Source organism: Streptomyces sp. NPDC002884 (genome assembly GCF_040295245.1).
GTDB lineage: Bacteria > Actinomycetota > Actinomycetes > Streptomycetales > Streptomycetaceae > Streptomyces.
Genome location: NZ_JBEOVB010000013.1, coordinates 188,591 through 205,270, shown reverse-complemented (window position 1 = coordinate 205,270; position 16,680 = coordinate 188,591). Strand labels below are relative to the sequence as shown.

Sequence of the window (16,680 nt, the reverse complement as noted above, 5' to 3'; positions counted from 1 at the left end):
CCCCTCGGCGGCCCGGGGCCCACGGTCCGCCGGGTGCCACGGCTCCCGTTCGTCAGGGCCCGAGGCGGCGGGCGAGAGCCACCCGGGAGCGCACTCCGAGCTGGGTGAAGATGTTGCGCAGGTGGTACTCGACGGTGCGGGTGCTGATCGACAGCTGACGTGCCACCTCGCGGTTGGTGGCGCCCTGGGCCACCGAGTGGGCGATGCGCTGCTGCTGCGGGGTGAGCAGTGGCAGCGGCCCGGGCTCGGAGCCGGGGGAGGAGATGGCGGTGGGCGCGGCGGTGGACGTCTCCCCGGCCGCCCTCAGTTCGGCGTCGGCATGCGCGGTCCACACGTCGGCGCCGCACTGGTCGAACCCCATGACGGCACTCCGCAGTTGGGATCGGGCCTCCACGGGGCGGCGTCGGCGCCGCAGCCACATCCCGTACGCGAGGTGGGTCCGGGCGTGCTCGTAGGGGCTGTCGACCTTCTCGTGTTCCGCCAGGGCCGCGACGAACAGGGCTTCGCTGTGCTCGTCGTCCGCCACCAGGGCTCGGCAGCGCAGCACCACTGCCGGCGCCTGCGGGTCCGCGCCCAGCGACGCCCACACCGCGTACTGGTCGATCAGGTGTTCCACGTCGACGTCGTGGCCGGCGAGCACCGTGGCCCCGACGTAGCAGGGGACCGCCATCATCCACAGACCGAAATGGCCCTGCCGGGGACCCCCGTGGACGAGCGGGGCGAGTCGCGCGGCGGTGTGCTCGGCGTTGCCATGGCCGAGGTCCGCGCGGGCCCGCGCCCATTCGGCGAGCGTTCTCGTCTGGCTGAGCCCGTGGGCGTGGGCGGTGTGCAGAGCCGACTGCGCGTGGGCGGCGACCGCGGCCGGGTCGCCCGCGATGGAGGCGGCCAGCGCGAGGACGGCGGACAGGCCGGCCGTCACATTGCGTTGGCCGTGGTCACCGGCGGCCTCCAGACCGGCCTTCGCGTGCACGCGGGCCTGGTGGTACCTGCCCTCGCGCAGTTCGGCGTAGGCGAGGTGCTCGAGGATGCGCGGAAGCAGCGTCGGCGTCGCGTCGGAGCGGGCGGCGGCCAGCGCGCGACCGAGGACCGTGCGGGCCGCCGCGAGGTCACCCAGCATGAGCGCGATCGTGCCCGCGGACAGGAGCCTCGATGCCTCCTGCTGCGCCCCCAGCAGGTTCAGTACGGGGCGGAGCAGCGCGTTGGCACGTTCGAAGTCTCCGTGCAGGACGCCGTGCATACCGTCACGGTAGGCCCGCCAGAAGGCAGCGACCGGATCATGGCTGTCGCTGCTGTCGCTGCTGTCGCTGCTGTCGCTGCTGTCGCTGCTGTCGCTGCTGTCGCTGCTGTCCGTTGCGGGCGGTGCCCCGTCGGAGGGACCGGCGGGCGCGCACAGCGCGTCCAGCGCTCTCAGGTAGCCGTCGCGGTCGCCTCCCGACCAGGCCGCCAGGGAGGCGTGGACGGCCGCCTCGCGCGACCGGACCACGTCGGTCGTCCGCAGGGTCCCGGAGGCGAGGAGCAGGAGGTTGTGGGCGTCGGCGACCGGACCGTCGCGCAGCAGACGGACGCCGAACGTCATCTGCTCGTGCTCGGGCGGGAGTTCGTCGCCCCGCGCAGGGGGAGGGCCCGGTCGGCCGGGACCCGTTCCAGTTGCCTCTTGCCCCACCTGCACCACCATTCTCTGTGGCCTCGCTGTGCCGATGGTAGCGAGCGGCGGGCACGCACGAGTCCGGTTCCGGTGCATTGCTGACTGCTCGTCCAACAGGGGCGCACCGGTGGCCGACCGGTGATTCCACCGATACGTGCGGAGAGCGGCGCTTCCTACGGTGCTGTTGCGCTCGCCGGACGGATCCCGTCCCGAGTGCTCGTACCACCGCTCGCGTACCACCGCTCGAGAAAGAGGTACCCCCATGTCCCGTCATGCCTCACGACGTCGTGTCACCCTCGTGTCCCTCGTCGGCGTCGCCGCGCTCGGCGCGGCCGGTCTCACCCTGCTGCCCTCCCTGGCGTCCGCGGCCCCGTGCTCCGACGTCGAGGTCGTCTTCGCCCGTGGCACCGGTGAGGCCCCGGGGCTCGGCATCGTGGGAACCCCCCTCGTGAGGAACATCAAGAGCGCGCTGCCGGGCAAGTCGGTGTCCTCGTACGCCGTCGACTACGCGGCGAACTTCTCGCAGTCGAGTGCCGGACCCGGCGCCACCGACATGACGGACCGCGTCAGGTCCACCGCCGCGAACTGCCCCGGCACCTCCTTCGTCCTGGGCGGCTACTCCCAGGGCGGCAGCGTCACCGACATCGCCCTGGGCATCCGTACGGGACTGGGCACCGGCCGTACCGTCCCGGTGGACCTCGCCGCCCGGGTCAAGGCGGTCGTCGTCTTCGGCAACCCCCTGCGGCTGTCGGGCCGGACCATCGCCTCGTCCAGCGATCTGTACGGCCCCAAGGCCAAGGAGTTCTGCAACACCGGCGACCCGGTGTGCGGCAACGGACGCAACAGCGCCGCACACCTCACCTACCACCTCAACGGCAGTGTCCAGGAGGGGGCCCGGTTCGCCGCGGGGAGGATCGCCGGCAACTGAGCCACGGCGCGACCGCGACCACGTCGGGGCGTGGTCGCGGGTGCCCGGTCGACGAGGGCCGGCGAACGGGCGGCCTTGCAGAAGCGGGGGACGACGGGAGACCATGGGCACGCTGACCGGTCGGTGTCCGGTCAGGACCGAAGGGAGCCACGGTGCGGACAGTGCCCGTCCGGCCGGTCCGAACCGCGGTGTCGACTCCCGCTTGGACGAAGCGTCGGCACGTCGACCTGTGCCGCACCCACGCCGCGCTCTGTCGCTGACCGGCCCTTCCGGCTTCCCGCCGGCGGGCCCGTGCGTGTGTGTCGTGCCCGACCACGAGTGACCGCGCCGGTGTGGATCCGCGGATCCGCACCCGCCTTCGGAGCACCGTGTCAGGACCACCGCCCGCAGCCGGGTGTCCGCCCTTCCCAAGAGCCATGTCCGGGTGTCCGCCCGCCACCGGAGAACCGTCCCCGGGTGCGGGCCCGCATCCGTGGAACTCCGTCGCCCCGAGATGACACCGACGCCGGTGAGAAATGGACGAGTCGTGAGCGTGAAGCAGCCCAGGACGCTGAAAACCGTGACCGGAGCCGGCGGTACGTCGGAGACCTACGACCTGGCGGTCGATCCGGCCCGGTCCACGCTGGACACGGCCGTGCGGGTGGCGAAGCTCGCCGAGGCGGCGCGGATCGACGCCCTGTTCACCGCCGATCTGCTGCGCTTCGACGCCCAGGGCTCGATCGGATCGCAGGAGCCCCTGGTCTTCGTGTCGGCGCTGAGCCAGGTGACGTCGCGGATCGGCCTGATCGCGACGGTCTCGACGACGTTCAACCACCCGTTCAATCTGGCCCGGTTGTTCGGCACGCTCGACCATGTGAGCAAGGGGAGGGCGGCCTGGAACCTGGTGACCTCCTCCATCGGTGAGGAGAACTTCGGGCTGGCTGACCTCCCCAGCCCCGAGGAGCGCTACGCGCGCGCCGCGGAGACGCTCGAGGTGGTCAACGCGCTGTGGGACAGCTGGCAGCCCGACGCCCTGACCGTCGGCGCGGACGGAAGGGCGGTGCTGCATCGCGACAGGGTGCACCCGATCCACCACTCCGGCCGGTTCTTCGACGTGGCAGGCCCGCTCAACATCCCGCCGCTGCCGCAGCGGCGGCCGGTTCAGATCCAGGCCGGGCAGTCCGAAGCGGGCAGGACACTCGGCGCTCGATTCGCGGAGATCGTCTTCACCTCGCTGCCGACTCTCGACCATGCGCTCGACTTCACGCGGAAGATCCGAGGCCAGGCCGAGGAGTTCGGCCGCGCCGACGGGCTGCCGCTGATCTTCAGTTCGTTCCACGCCACGTTCGGCGCGACCGAGGAAGAGGCGCGGCGGCTCGTTCGCGAGCGGCGTGAGGCGATCGACTTCGAGCGCGGCCGCCACCAGGTCGCCGACATGCTCGGCGGCGGCGTCGACCTGGCGGACCTGCCCCTCGACGCACCGCTGCCGCTGAGCGTGCTGCCGGAGATCGCCTCGGTGAACCGCCGCCGCGGCCGGGTCGACATCTTCGCCGGTTACGTCCGACGGGGCTACACGCTGCGCGAGCTCATCGTCGAGGCCCAGGACACGGGGCACTGGGCCGCCGCGGGAACTCCCGGACAACTGGCCGACGCGGTGGAGGAACGGTTCCGGGCGGGCGTGCTGGACGTGATCTCCCTGAGCGGTCTCGCCGACCCGCGGCAGCACGACTTCGTCGTCAACGGCCTGCTCCACGAACTGCGCAGGCGGAAGATCGTCGCCGCCGACTACACCGGTACGACGCTGCGGGAGAACCTGGGCCTCGAACTGCCGGCCCGCCGAGGCTGACCGGCGCGGCGGGCGTGCGGATCCGGGCCGCGCCCTGGCCCCGGTCTCAGGCCCCGGCGCTCCGGCGGCCGCGGCGGTCGGCGCCGAGCCGGACGAAGTGGTCGATGAGCTCGGGGGCGTCCACCGCCGCGGGGTTGACGACCTGTTCGGCGGGTGCGCCCTGGAGGAGGCGTTTCACCGGGACCTCGAGCTTCTTGCCGGTGCGGGTGTGCGGGACGGCCGGGACTTCGAGGATCTCGTCGGGGACGTGCCGGGGCGAGACGCCGGTGCGGATGGCCCCGCGGATGCGGTCACGGAGGGCGTCGTCCAGTTCCGCACCGGCCGCGAGGACGACGAACAGCGGCATCCAGTAGCCGCCGTCGGGCTCCTCGGCGCCGATGACGAGGGCCTCGGTGATCTCGGGCAACCGCTCGACGACGTCGTGGATGTCGGCGCTGCCCAGCCGGACGCCGTTGCGGTTGAGGGTGGAGTCCGAGCGGCCGTGCACGATCACCGACCCGTGGCTCGTGACCGTGATCCAGTCGCCGTGACGCCACACACCGGGGTAGGAGGAGAAGTAGGCGTCGCGGTAGCGGCTGCCGTCGGGGTCGTTCCAGAAGGACAGCGGCATCGACGGCAGGGGCCGGGTGACGACCAGTTCGCCGACCCGGTCCACGACCGGAATGCCCTCGGGGTCGTACGCGACGAGCGCCACGCCCAGGTGCGGGGCGGACAGTTCACCGGCCCAGACCGGCGTGTTGGGCGCGCTGCCGGCGAACCCGGAGACGATGTCGGTGCCGCCGCTGATGGAGGCGAGCAGGACGTGACCTCCGACGTGGTCGCGGACCCACGGGTAGGCGGAGGCCGGCAGGGCGGAGCCGGTGCAGCCGACGACGCGGATCGACGACAGGTCGTGCACGGACGGCTCGATGCCGAACTTGGCCATGCCCAGCAGGTACTGGGGACTGGTGCCGAAGACGGTGACGCGATGGCGGGCCGCCAGCTCCCACAGGACGTCGGGGCGGGTGAACGGGGCGGGGCTGCCGTCGTACGTGCAGGTGGTGGCGCCGGTCAGCAGCGCGGAGGCGATGAGGTTCCACATCATCCAGTGGGTGGTGGTGTACCACAGGACACGGTCGCCGGGGCCGAGGTCGCAGTGCAGTCCGAGGGTCTTGAGGTGTTCGAGCAGGACCCCGCCGTGCCCGTGGACGATGCCCTTGGGCAGGCCGGTGGTGCCGGACGAGAAGACGACCCACAGGGGATGGTCGAACGGCACCGCGGTGCAGGCCAGTTGCTCCGTGCGGGCGGCGGCGTCCTCCCACGGGATCACCGACGACGGGTAGGTGTGCGACGACCGGGGCAGGCCGACATGGCCGACCAGCAGGGTGGCCTTCAACGTCGGCAGCGAGGCGGCGAGTTCGAGGGCGGCGTCGCGGCGGTCATGGGTGACGCCGTTGAAGAGGTAGCCGTCCGCGGTGATCAGGACGGTGGGTTCGAGCTGGGCGAAGCGGTCGGCCGCCGCCCTGGCCGCGTAGTCCTGCCCGCACACCGACCACACCGCGCCCAGACTCGCGGCGGCGAGGAACGCGATGATCGCGTGCGGGGTGTTGGGCAGATACCCGACGACCCGGTCGCCCTTGCCGACGCCCAGGTCGCGCAGGGTGGCGGCGACGGAGGCGACCTGGGCGCGCAGCCGCTGCCCGGTCACCTCGTACCCGGAGCCGGTCTCGTCGAGCGCGACGATCGCCGCGTCGTCGTCCGCGAGGTTGCGCAGCGCGTGGTGGGCGTAGTTGAGGGTGGCGCCGGGGAACCAGTCGGCGCCGGGCATCCGCTCGTCCTCCAGCACCCGCCGGTACGGGGTGTCCGCGTCGACGTCGAAGTACTCCCACACCGCGCTCCAGAAGCCCTCCAGGTCGGTGACCGACCAGAGGTGCAGGGCGGCGTAGTCCGCGTCCACGGCCACCCCCCGGTGCCGGGCGGCCCAGTGCGCGAAGTCCACGACGCGGCTGCCGGCGACGGCCTGCGGATCGGGCGTGAAGAAGGGGTCCGGGTACGGCGTGTTCATCGTGTGGTGCTCCTCGACAGGCTCTCCCCGACCGACCGTCGGGAAGGCAGGGGGCTTCGGGTGGTGTGCAGCAGCGACGCCCAGTCGGCCGTACCCGTGAGGGCGGCGGTGCCGGACGGAACGACGTCCATGACGACACGGTCGGGACGCAGCAGTACGGCGTCCGCCCTTCCCGCGCGCAGCCAGGCGGCGAGACGGCCGTCGTCGCCGAGTCCGGCCACCGCGGCGGTCCGGGCGCCGAGGGCGTCCGCGACGGCCCGCAGCGAAGGCGTCGGCGGTACGGCGGTCAGCAGGGCGAACGAGTCGCCGAGCAGGTCGTCGAGGCGGATGCGCCGGCCGTCGACGGTCACCCACGGCTGCGGGCAGAAGCCGCCCACGAGAGCGCGGCCGCGCCGACGGGCGTGCCGGCGCACGAGTGGCCCCGGGGCGAGTACCGGACCGAGGTCACGGGCGGCCGCGGTGGACAGGCCGGGGATCCGCACCGCCGCGCTCAGGACGCCGCGGCGGACGGCGGCGGCGCCGTCCTGACCGCCGGTCATGGCCCAGCCCATCGCGACCGCGAGCCGGATCATGTGGCGGGCGTGCGGTCTGCGTTCACTCTCGTACGTCTCCAACAGCCGTTCGTCCGCGCCCTGTCGCAGGACACGGGCCAGCTTCCAGGACAGGTTGTGGGCGTCGCGCAGGCCCGCGCAGAGTCCCTGTCCGATGAACGGCGGGGTGAGGTGCGCGGCGTCGCCGAGGAGGAATACCCGGCCCCGGCGCCAGCGGTCGGCGATACGTGCCCGGAAGGTGTAGCGCGTCTGCCGCAGCACCGTGAAGTCGGCTCCGGGCGTGAGGTCCACCCACGGGGCGACGAGTTCGCGCAGCCGCTCGTGATCGAGTGCGCAGTCGTCCCGCAGCCGGAACTCCCAGCGGTAACGGTCCTCGCCGACGCGCATGAACGTCGCCGGCCGCCGGGGGTCACAGATCTGGTCGACGCCCTCCCAGCAGCGGACCGGGAGGCTGGTGCGCACGTCGACGACGGTCCAGCGTTCCTCGAAGCGCAGGTCCTCCCAGGCCGCGCCGACGGCGTCGCGGGTGAGGCTGCCCGCGCCGTCGCAGCCGAGGACGGCGTCCGCCCGCAGCACGTGTTCGCCCGCGTCGTCGCGATAGGTCACGCGGACCGTGCCGTCGCCGCCTGGACCCACGCCGCCTGGACCCACGCCGCCTGGACCCACGCCGTCCGGACCGTAGCTGTCCGGCCCCTCGCCGTCCTGGTCGACGCCGACGACCTCCACTCCGCCGAGCAGTGCGCACTCCGGCGTGCGGGCGAGGGCTGCGCGCAGCAGCCTTTCCAGTTCGGGCTGGTCGAACATGCTGGTCTGCGGGAAGCCGTGGGCGCCCTGCGCGGAGCGCGGGAACTCGGCCATCACCCGGTGCCGGGCGTCCAGCAGCCGCAGCCCGCGCGCGGGGCGGGCGATCGCGGCGAACTCCTCCTGGACGCCCGCGGCCTGGAGGATGCGGCGCACCTCGTCGTCGGCGGCGACGGCGCGGGGCAGGGGGTAGACGTCGTGGTGGCGTTCGAGGACGACGGTCCGTACGCCTCTGCGGGCCAGCAGGAGGGCGGCGGTCACGCCCACGGGCCCGGCACCGACGATCACCACGGGTACGTGTCCCGGCCGGGGTGTGGTGTCCCGTGGTCCGGCGGCCTGGTCTGCGGTCATGTGCGGCTCACTTCGGGTCTCAGGTCGCGTCGGTCATTTCGCGTCGGTGACGGCGGTGCGCTGCTCGCCCAGGTCGATCCGCCCGTCCGGCGTGGCGATCGTCGCGGTGATCAGGTCGCCCGGGCCGAGGTAGTGCGGGTTGCGGGCCTGGCTCCTGAAGAACGCCTTCCACTTCACCGCCGGCGGGAGCAGCGCGCCGAGCTTCTCGACCGCCTTGGGCGGTGCCTTGAGGGCGGTGCCGCCGGGTGTGCCGGTCAGCAGCAGGTCGCCCGGGTCCAGCGCCTGGAAGCGTGCCAGCAGGGTCAGCGCCTGCGCGGGGCGGACGATCATGTCGGCCAGGGTGCGGTCCTGGCGGAGGTCGCCGTTGACGGACAGCCTCAGCCGCAGGTCGAGAAGGTGCGCGAAGTCCTCCGGCTCCAGCAGGGCGAGGTACGGGCCGGTCGGGGTGAAGGTCGGGTACGACTTGCTCTCGTAGAACTGCGTCTTCGTCAGCTGTACGTCACGGGCGCTGACGTCGTTCGTGATCACGAGTCCGGCGATGAAGGCGGGCAGGTCCCGTTTCCCGACGACCGTGCCGACCGGCAGCGGGGCCCCCATGACCAGGCCGAGTTCGATCTCGTAGTCCAGGAGCCGCACATGGGACGGACGGACGATGTCGTCGTGCGGGCCGCTCACCGAGCCGGACGCCTTGCGGAAGAAGGCGGGCGGGATGTCACCGGTGAAGCCCGAATCGCGGGCGTGGCTGCGGTAGTTGACCATCTGGGCGACCACCCGGCAGGGGGCGGTGACCGGCGGGAGTGCGACCAGGTCGGCCACCGGCGTGCCCTCCCCGCCCGAGACGGCGGCCTCCTGGACGGCGGTCCGGTCGCCCAGCAGTCCGGCGGTGGTGACCGCCTCGGTGTCGATACGGACGGCGCGCGTGTCGCGTACCACCCACCAGCCGTCGGCGGTGCGCAGGACATTGGTGCTCATGTCATTGCCTTTGTGAGGGGTCGGGGGAGGAGCAGGGGAGGAGAAGGGGCCCGGGCGGTCAGGAGTTGGCCGCCCTGAGCAGGCCGAGGAGGCGCGCGGGGTCCATCTCGTTGTCGCCGCGCAGGGCCTGGAACACATCGCGGACCCTGGCGGGGGAGGGACTCGCGCCGAGGAAGTCCCGGGTGGCCGGTGGCCCCCACTGGGCGAGGCCGCTGGTGGACATGGGCGCCCAGCCGGGATCGAGGTCGCAGGAGAAGAGGTCGCCGTCGGCGAAGTGCTCCAGCATGAAACGGTCGGGGTCGCGCCAGTAGTCGAAGAGCTGGCTGCCCTGGATGTGCCGGCCGATGCCCCAGCTGCGCTGGTAGCCGCGCTCGTTCAGGTACTCGCCGCCCGCGGCGATGGAGTCGAGGTCGGTGACCTGGTAGGCGGAGTGGACATAGCCGTTGCCCGGGCCGAGGTGCATCGCGAGGGTGTGGTGGTCGACGGCCAGACCACCCTGGTCGCAGCGGATGAACGCCATCGTCGGGCCGCGGTCGCGCTGCCCGTCCAGGAACAGGAAGTCGGACACGATCATCCCGAGGGTGTCCAGGTACCAGTCCAGAGCGCGGGCGAACACGCGGGTCTCCAGCACCAGATGGCCCAGACGCCGGATACGGGACGGTTCACGGGGCGGGCGCTGCGTGAGGTTCCTGCGGCGGTGGTCCGTGCCGAAGTTGAGGAGCAGCGGCCGCTGTTCGGGCAGCGCCGGCAGCGGCTCACCGCAGTGCACGACCCGGACCGGGAAGCCCGAGGGGTCGAGCAGGTCGACGACCGCGCCGTCCCCGGGGACGTCCGCGTCCGGCACGTACGGCATGTATGGCACGTCTCGTAGGTCTCGTAGATCTCGTCCATCCCGCGCGTGCCGTGCATCGCGTATGTCCCGCACGTCCGAGCCGGTGGCGCGGGCCAGCCGGTCCAGGTCGGCGCGCTCGGCCGCGCGGAACGCCGGTCCGATGAACCTGCTGGTGCGTCCCTTGCGGATCACCATGCACGGCGTGCCCGCGAGGGTGCCGCGCAGCCACAGCTCATGCTCGGTGCGGGCGGCGATGCCGAAGCCGAAGTCGCGGGCGAAGACCTCGGCCCGGTCCAGGTCGGGCTTCTCGAACTCCAGCCAGGCCAGGTCGGCGACCTTGATGACGGGGTTCCGGGAGCGCCCGGGGTGTTCGCCGCGCAGGGCGCCCTGATCGCTGTGGAGGTCCTGGTGGGCCGTCCTGACGTCCGGGACGCCGGCCGCGTTGACGTGGGTTCCGGACATGGTGTCCTCCAAGCGACGGTGCCGTGATGAGGAAATCATCAACTTTGACTCTTCGATCGTCAATAGCTGGATCGGTGCCGGTGATGAACTCATCAGATATGAGCTGACGACTTCATCAGAACTGTGACCTGGCACACCCGATGGGTAGACTCACGCCCATGCCGACGTCAGCCCCGCCCCTCAACCGCTTCGAACGGCGCCGCGCCGAGACCCGGCAGGCGCTCGTCCGCGCGGCCCGGCAGATCCTGGCCGAGACCGGGGACACCAGCGCGAGCATCCAGGCCATCGCGGAGCGCGCCGATGTCGGCTTCGGCTCGTTCTACAACCACTTCGAATCGAAGACGGAACTGTTCGACGCGGCGGTCAAGGACGCCCTCGAAGAGCTCGGCCGGGCCTTCGACCAGCATCTCCAGGGCATCGACGACCCGGCGGAGCTCGTCGCGGCGGGCTTCCGCCTCAGCGCGCGCCTGGCCGACTCCCGCCCTGAACTGATGCAGGTCCTGCGCCACCGCGGACTCGGCCACATCCACTCCGACACGGGCCTGGCCCCGCGCGCCGTGCGGGACCTGGACGTCGGTATCGCCTCCGGCCGGTTCACCGTCGGCGACCCGACCGTCGCCCTGACCGCCCTGGGCGGCTCCCTGCTGGCCCTGCTGGAGCTGCGTTTCGCCCGTCCCGATCTCGACGCGGACGAGGCGGCCTCGAACCTGGCCGAGATGCTGCTGCGCATGCTGGGCGTCCCTGCGAAGGACGCCCGCGACGTCGCCCGGCGCCCGCTGCCCGACCTCGGCTGACGCGGGACGCGCACCGCTGTCGTCCCGCCGGCCGGGGCCGGGGCGGGGCCCCGGTAGCACGGGCGCCCGCGGTCGTCGACGACGTGGCGCCGGGGCACCGCGCCGGACCCCGCGACGGCCGAGGTCCCGGCGCTCCCGACCCTCGGGGGCGAACCTCGTGGTGTTCACGGCCCGGTCGGGGGCATCCGGTGAGCAACGTCAACGAACGATCCGACACCCCGAAGGGACGGACCCCTTGCTCGCCATCGTCTCGGCAGTGCTGTTCTTCATCGCTTTCCTGATCAACGCGGCAGAGATCTCCACCAACGACACCTTCACCTCCACCAACCTCATGCTTCTCGGCCTCACCGTGCTCGCCCTGCACGTCGCGGGCATCGGCAGCGGCTGGTCGGTGCGCGGCCGCCGGCGCTGAGCGCGCCGGGCGGAAACCGACCCGTACTCGCGGACAGCCGCCACCACAAGGGAAGATGGAAGGCGCAAGCCATGATCGACCGATGTGGAGGAGCGGGCACATGCAGCACGAGCGAGCGGGCAAGAAGGCCGGCCCCGAGGATCTCGTCGACGTCGCCCGGCTGGTCACGGCGTACTACGCGCTGCACCCGGACCCCGCCGATCCGGGGCAGCGCGTGGCGTTCGGCACCTCGGGGCACCGGGGATCCTCGCTGAACACGGCGTTCAACGAGGACCACATCGCCGCGACCAGCCAGGCCATCTGCGAGTACCGGGCCGCCCAGGGCACCGACGGGCCCCTCTTCCTCGGCGCCGACAGCCACGCGCTGTCGGAGCCCGCCCGGGTCACCGCCCTGGAGGTGTTCGCGGCCAACGCGGTGACGGTGCTCATCGACAGCGCCGACGGCTACACGCCGACGCCCGCCGTCTCGCACGCGATCCTCACCCACAACCGCGGCCGCACCGCCGCCTTCGCCGACGGCGTGGTCGTCACCCCGTCGCACAACCCGCCCGCCGACGGCGGCTTCAAGTACAACCCGCCGAGCGGCGGCCCCGCCGGCTCCGACGCCACTTCCTGGATCCAGGACCGGGCCAACGAGATCATCTCCTCCGGCCTGAAGGATGTACGGCGCGTTCCGTACACCCGGGCCCTCGCCGCGCCCACGACCGGCCGGTACGACTTCCTCGGCACCTACGTCGCCGACCTCCCGAGCGTCCTCGACCTGGACGCGATCCGCGACGCCGGTGTCCGTATCGGCGCCGATCCGCTGGGCGGGGCGTCCGTCGCCTACTGGGGCCGGATCGCCGAGGAGCACCGGCTCGACCTGACCGTCGTCAACCCGCTCACCGACCCGACCTGGCGTTTCATGACGCTCGACTGGGACGGCAAGATCCGCATGGACTGCTCGTCGCCGTACGCGATGGCCTCGCTGATCGACCAGCGCGACCGCTTCCGGATCGCGACCGGCAACGACGCCGACGCCGACCGGCACGGCATCGTCACACCGGACGCCGGCCTGATGAACCCCAACCACTACCTGGCCGCCGCCATCGCCTACCTCTACGCGCACCGTGAGCGGTGGCCGGCCGACGCGGGGATCGGCAAGACGCTCGTGTCGTCCTCGATGATCGACCGGGTCGCCGCCGACCTCGGACGCCGCCTCGTGGAGGTGCCCGTCGGCTTCAAGTGGTTCGTGGACGGCCTGGTCGACGGCTCGCTCGGGTTCGGCGGGGAGGAGTCGGCGGGCGCCTCCTTCCTGCGCCGGGACGGCTCCGTCTGGACCACGGACAAGGACGGCATCATCCTGGCGCTGCTCGCCTCCGAGATCACGGCGGTCACCGGGAAGACCCCCTCCGAGCACTACGCGGGCCTGACGGACCGCTTCGGCTCGCCCGCCTACGCGCGCATCGACGCCCCGGCCACCCGGGAGGAGAAGGCGCTCCTCGGCAAGCTCTCGCCCGCGCAGGTCACCGCCGACACCCTGGCCGGGGAGCCGGTCACCGGCGTCCTGACCGAGGCCCCGGGCAACGGCGCGTCCGTCGGCGGCATCAAGGTGACCACCGCCAACGCCTGGTTCGCGGCCCGCCCCTCCGGCACCGAGGACGTCTACAAGATCTACGGCGAGTCCTTCCTCGGCCCCGACCACCTCCGCCGGGTCCAGGAGGAGGCGAAGGACGTGGTCGACGCCGCCCTGGGCGGCTGAGCCGCCGGGGACGGACCGCCATTGATGTGACGCGCACCACACTCATGCTCCGGAACCCGGTCGGCGGCCGCTCCGACTACTGAAGCGGTACGGCGCGATCCCGGCGACGTCGTACGACGTGACCTGGAGACGCGGCTGATGGACGTATCCCGGAATTCCTCCTTGTCCGGTGTGGGCGCGGCCTTACGGAGGGCGGGGCCCCCACCCGCCCTCTGCGGCTTCCTCCTGCTCATGGCGCTGATCTTCGCGGCCTCCTATGCCGTCGGCGCCGCCTCCGGCCCCGTGGCGCCCGGCATGCACGGCACCGGGACGAGCGGCGGCGGTGGAGCGGAAGACGTCGACGACATGGGTGACATGGGCGGCATGGCCGATATGCAGGGGGGCGGCCACGGATGAGTACGGAACCGGTGACCGCCCTGGTCACCACCGATCTGACCGTCGGCGGCATGACCTGCGCGGCCTGCGTGACCCGGGTCGAGAAGAAACTCGGCAAGCTGGACGGCGTCACGGCGACCGTCAATCTGGCCACCGGGCGGGCTCGCGTGAGCCACCCGGCGGACATCGGCCCGGACGAACTCGTCGCGACCGTCGAGAAGGCCGGTTACACGGCCGCCCTGCCCGAGCCGCCCAGGAGCAAGGAGTCCACGGACGGCGACGACACATCCGAGGGGACCCGCCAGGAGCGCCACCGACTGGTCGTGACCGCCCTGCTCGCGCTCCCCGTGCTCGTCCTGTCGATGGTGCCCGTCCTGCAGTTCCGCAACTGGCAGTGGCTGTGCTTCGTGCTCGCCGCGCCGGTCGCCGTATGGAGCGCCCGGCCCTTCCACGAGCGAGCCGCACGAGGACTGCGGCACTCCGCCGCGACCATGGACACACTGGTGTCGCTGGGCGTGGTCGCGTCCTTCCTCTGGTCGGCGTACGCGCTGTTCCTCGGCGGCGCCGGCGACCCCGGCATGCGGATGCCGTTCACGCTCGTGCCGACCGCCTCGGACGGCGTCGCGCACATCTACCTCGAAGCGGCCGTCGGTGTACCGCTGTTCGTGCTGGCCGGACGGTTCCTGGAGGCGCGGGCCCGGCACGGAACCGGGGCGGCGCTGCGCTCGCTGGCCCGGCTCGCCGCGAAGGAGGTGTCCGTCCGTGACGCCGACGGGGGTGAACGGCTCGTCCCCATAGAGGAGTTGCGGGTCGGTCAGGTCTTCGTCGTGCGGCCGGGGGAGCGGGCGGCCACCGACGGCGAGGTGGTGGAGGGCAGTTCGGCCGTCGACCTGTCCCTCGTGACCGGCGAGAGCGAACCCGTCGAGGTGGGACCGGGATCCGCGGTGGTCGGCGGCGCGGTCAACGCCGGCGGGCTGCTGCTCGTACGGGCCGAGGCCGTCGGGTCCGACACCCAACTCGCCCGGATCACCCGGCTGGTGACGGAGGCACAGGCCGGGAAGGCACGGGCGCAACGGCTGGCCGACTCGGTGGCCGGGGTCTTCGTGCCCGTCGTGCTGGCGCTGGCCGTCACCGCCCTGGGGTTCTGGCTGGGCGCCGGGGCCGATCCCCAGGCGGCGATCACCGCGTCCGTGGCCGTCCTGGTCGTGGCCTGCCCGTGCGCGCTCGGCCTCGCGACCCCGACCGCGCTGATGGCCGCGACCGGCCGGGGCGCCCAGCTGGGCATCCTGGTCACCGGTCCGCAGGCGTTGGAGGGGCTTCAGCACCTCGACGTCGTCGTCCTGGACAAGACCGGCACGCTGACCTCCGGACACATGAGCGTCGCCCGGATCACCGCGCCACCGGACGGGCTCGGCCGGGACACGGCACTGCGGCTGGCGGGAGCCGTCGAGCAGGGCTCGGAGCATCCGCTGGGCCGCGCCCTCTGCGCGTACGCCCGGCGCGATTCGGACGAGCGGCGGCTGCCGGAGGTGAGCGACTTCGGCGCGCTGCCGGGACGGGGGGTGCGCGGACGGGTCGAGGGCCGGCTCGTCGAAGTCCTCGCCCCGGACGAGGAGTTGCAGGGCGCCCTCCGGGACGCCCTGACGGTGGCCGAATCCGCCGCCCGTACGCCCGTACTGGTCCGCGTGGACGGCCGGGCCGAAGCCCTGATCGAGGTCGGTGACGTCGTACGCCCCGGAAGTCACCGTGCGGTGGACCGGCTGCGGCGGCTCGGTGTGCGACCCGTACTCGCCACCGGCGACCGGGAGGCGCCCGCGCGTGCCGTCGCCGGGGCGCTGGGCATCGAGGAGGTGCATGCCCGCCGCAGCCCCGAGGACAAGGCCGCCCTCGTACGCGAGTTGAGGGAACAGGGCTACCGGGTCGCGGTCGTCGGGGACGGGGTCAACGACGCCGCCGCGCTGGCCTGCGCCGACCTCGGGATCGCCATGGGCAGCGGCACCGACGTGGCCATCGGGGCCGCCGATGTCACCCTCGTCCGCGGCGACATCGAGGCTCTCGCGGACGCGGTCCGGCTCGCCCGGCGCACGCTGGGCACGATCCGCGTCAACCTGGTGTGGGCCTTCGGCTACAACGTCGTCACCGTCCCGCCGGCCATGGTCGGCCTGCTCAACCCGATGGTCGCCGCGGCGGCCATGTCGGCGAGCTCGGTGCTGGTCGTCGCCAACAGCCTGCGGCTGCGCGCCTGGCAGCCCGCGGGTCCGCGGGCTGCCGCACGGAAGGGCACCCGATGACCGAACGAGGAACGTGGCGGCCCTCGCGCCGCCGGCTCACCGACACGCTGCTCGCCGCGCTCGCGCCCGTCGCCGTGTGCGGCCTCGCCCTCGGCGGGCTGAGCACATGGACCGCCTACGGCAACGCGGGCGGCCCGGCCCGGATCGAGGTCACCGACGGCAAGGTGTTCCTGCCCTCTGCCGGCGTCCCGGAGACGGCCGCGTTCTTCCGGGTCACCAACAGCGGGGGCTCGGCGGACCGGTTGCTGAAGGTGACCACCGCCGAGGCCGGCGCAGGCCCGCCCCGCCTCAGCCGGCACCTCATGACCGGCACCGGCTCGGCCTCCGCGCGGCCGGTCGCCTCCGTCGTCGTCCCGGCCGGCGAGCGCCTCGACATGTCACCGAACGGCCTCGACGTGATACTCCCGGCGAAGCCGGGCTGGCAGTCCGGCGACCTCGTCGCGTTCACCCTGCACTTCGAGCACGGCGGGGCGGTCAGGACGCTCGCGGTGGTGGTCCGGCCGGGCCAGGACGCCACCTGACCCGGCCGGGGAAATCAATGCGGAATCCCGGGAACCCGGGACCGCCCGTGTCCGACTACTGAGGTGGGACGACCGTTCCGGAAGGAGGGCAGGAATTCGCCAGGATAAATCCCTGGTATTCGGCCTGGTATTCCG

Annotated in this window: 14 protein-coding genes; 9 read left to right on the top strand and 5 right to left on the bottom strand. The window is 72.7% G+C overall.

Annotated features, from left to right (window positions below; all coding sequences use genetic code 11):
- Positions 1-52: 52 nt before the first annotated feature.
- Entirely contained in the window at positions 53-1,576 is a 1,524-nt protein-coding gene (locus ABT070_RS25655) for a LuxR C-terminal-related transcriptional regulator (RefSeq protein WP_351764206.1), read from the bottom strand.
- A gap of 331 nt (positions 1,577-1,907) precedes the next feature.
- Here ABT070_RS25655 and ABT070_RS25650 point away from each other — a divergent pair, with 331 nt between their 5' ends.
- The 3 genes from ABT070_RS25650 to ABT070_RS25640 all read left to right on the top strand — a co-directional run bounded on the left by ABT070_RS25650 (position 1,908) and on the right by ABT070_RS25640 (position 4,398).
- Positions 1,908-2,573 (top strand): cutinase family protein, encoded by a 666-nt coding sequence (locus ABT070_RS25650; protein WP_351764205.1) that lies wholly within the window; start codon positions 1,908-1,910, stop codon positions 2,571-2,573.
- A 152-nt stretch (positions 2,574-2,725) separates the two neighbouring features.
- Positions 2,726-2,833: a putative leader peptide gene (locus ABT070_RS25645; RefSeq protein ID WP_351764204.1), complete on the top strand. Its 108-nt coding sequence runs from the start codon at positions 2,726-2,728 to the stop codon at positions 2,831-2,833.
- Positions 2,834-3,099: 266 nt separating this feature from the next.
- Entirely contained in the window at positions 3,100-4,398 is a 1,299-nt protein-coding gene (locus ABT070_RS25640; protein WP_351764203.1) for an NtaA/DmoA family FMN-dependent monooxygenase, read from the top strand.
- Between the two features lie 46 nt (positions 4,399-4,444).
- On the opposite strand, the gene ABT070_RS25635 is transcribed toward ABT070_RS25640, so the two are convergent.
- The 4 genes from ABT070_RS25635 to ABT070_RS25620 are packed head-to-tail and all read right to left on the bottom strand — an operon-like array spanning position 4,445 to position 10,411.
- Positions 4,445-6,442, bottom strand: coding sequence for an acetoacetate--CoA ligase (locus ABT070_RS25635; RefSeq protein WP_351764202.1), 1,998 nt, complete (start codon positions 6,440-6,442; stop codon positions 4,445-4,447).
- Positions 6,439-8,145, bottom strand: coding sequence for a bifunctional 3-(3-hydroxy-phenyl)propionate/3-hydroxycinnamic acid hydroxylase MhpA (gene mhpA / locus ABT070_RS25630; protein WP_351764201.1), 1,707 nt, complete (start codon positions 8,143-8,145; stop codon positions 6,439-6,441). The genes ABT070_RS25635 and mhpA overlap by 4 nt, the downstream gene beginning before the upstream one ends.
- Positions 8,146-8,178: 33 nt before the next feature.
- On the bottom strand, positions 8,179-9,117 hold the full coding sequence (locus ABT070_RS25625) for a fumarylacetoacetate hydrolase family protein (protein WP_351764200.1): 939 nt from the start codon (positions 9,115-9,117) through the stop codon (positions 8,179-8,181).
- Between the two features lie 58 nt (positions 9,118-9,175).
- Positions 9,176-10,411: a VOC family protein gene (locus tag ABT070_RS25620; protein WP_351764199.1), complete on the bottom strand. Its 1,236-nt coding sequence runs from the start codon at positions 10,409-10,411 to the stop codon at positions 9,176-9,178.
- Positions 10,412-10,569: 158 nt separating this feature from the next.
- Here ABT070_RS25620 and ABT070_RS25615 point away from each other — a divergent pair, with 158 nt between their 5' ends.
- From ABT070_RS25615 to ABT070_RS25590, 6 genes are all read left to right on the top strand, one after another.
- Complete coding sequence (locus ABT070_RS25615) at positions 10,570-11,205, top strand: TetR/AcrR family transcriptional regulator (protein ID WP_351764198.1); 636 nt, start codon at positions 10,570-10,572, stop codon at positions 11,203-11,205.
- Positions 11,206-11,440: 235 nt separating this feature from the next.
- Positions 11,441-11,617 carry a hypothetical protein gene (locus tag ABT070_RS25610; RefSeq protein WP_351764197.1) on the top strand — a complete coding sequence of 59 codons (177 nt, stop codon included), beginning with the start codon at positions 11,441-11,443 and terminating at the stop codon, positions 11,615-11,617.
- Between the two features lie 100 nt (positions 11,618-11,717).
- The gene (pgm, locus tag ABT070_RS25605; protein ID WP_351764196.1) at positions 11,718-13,358 is read left to right on the top strand and encodes a phosphoglucomutase (alpha-D-glucose-1,6-bisphosphate-dependent); all 1,641 of its coding nucleotides are present in this window, start codon (positions 11,718-11,720) and stop codon (positions 13,356-13,358) included.
- A gap of 138 nt (positions 13,359-13,496) precedes the next feature.
- Positions 13,497-13,754, top strand: coding sequence for a hypothetical protein (locus ABT070_RS25600; protein WP_351764195.1), 258 nt, complete (start codon positions 13,497-13,499; stop codon positions 13,752-13,754).
- The gene (locus ABT070_RS25595) at positions 13,751-16,024 is read left to right on the top strand and encodes a heavy metal translocating P-type ATPase (protein ID WP_351764194.1); all 2,274 of its coding nucleotides are present in this window, start codon (positions 13,751-13,753) and stop codon (positions 16,022-16,024) included. Before ABT070_RS25600 ends, ABT070_RS25595 begins: the two co-directional genes overlap by 4 nt.
- The gene (locus ABT070_RS25590) at positions 16,021-16,545 is read left to right on the top strand and encodes a copper chaperone PCu(A)C (protein ID WP_351764193.1); all 525 of its coding nucleotides are present in this window, start codon (positions 16,021-16,023) and stop codon (positions 16,543-16,545) included. The genes ABT070_RS25595 and ABT070_RS25590 overlap by 4 nt, the downstream gene beginning before the upstream one ends.
- Positions 16,546-16,680: the final 135 nt, after the last annotated feature.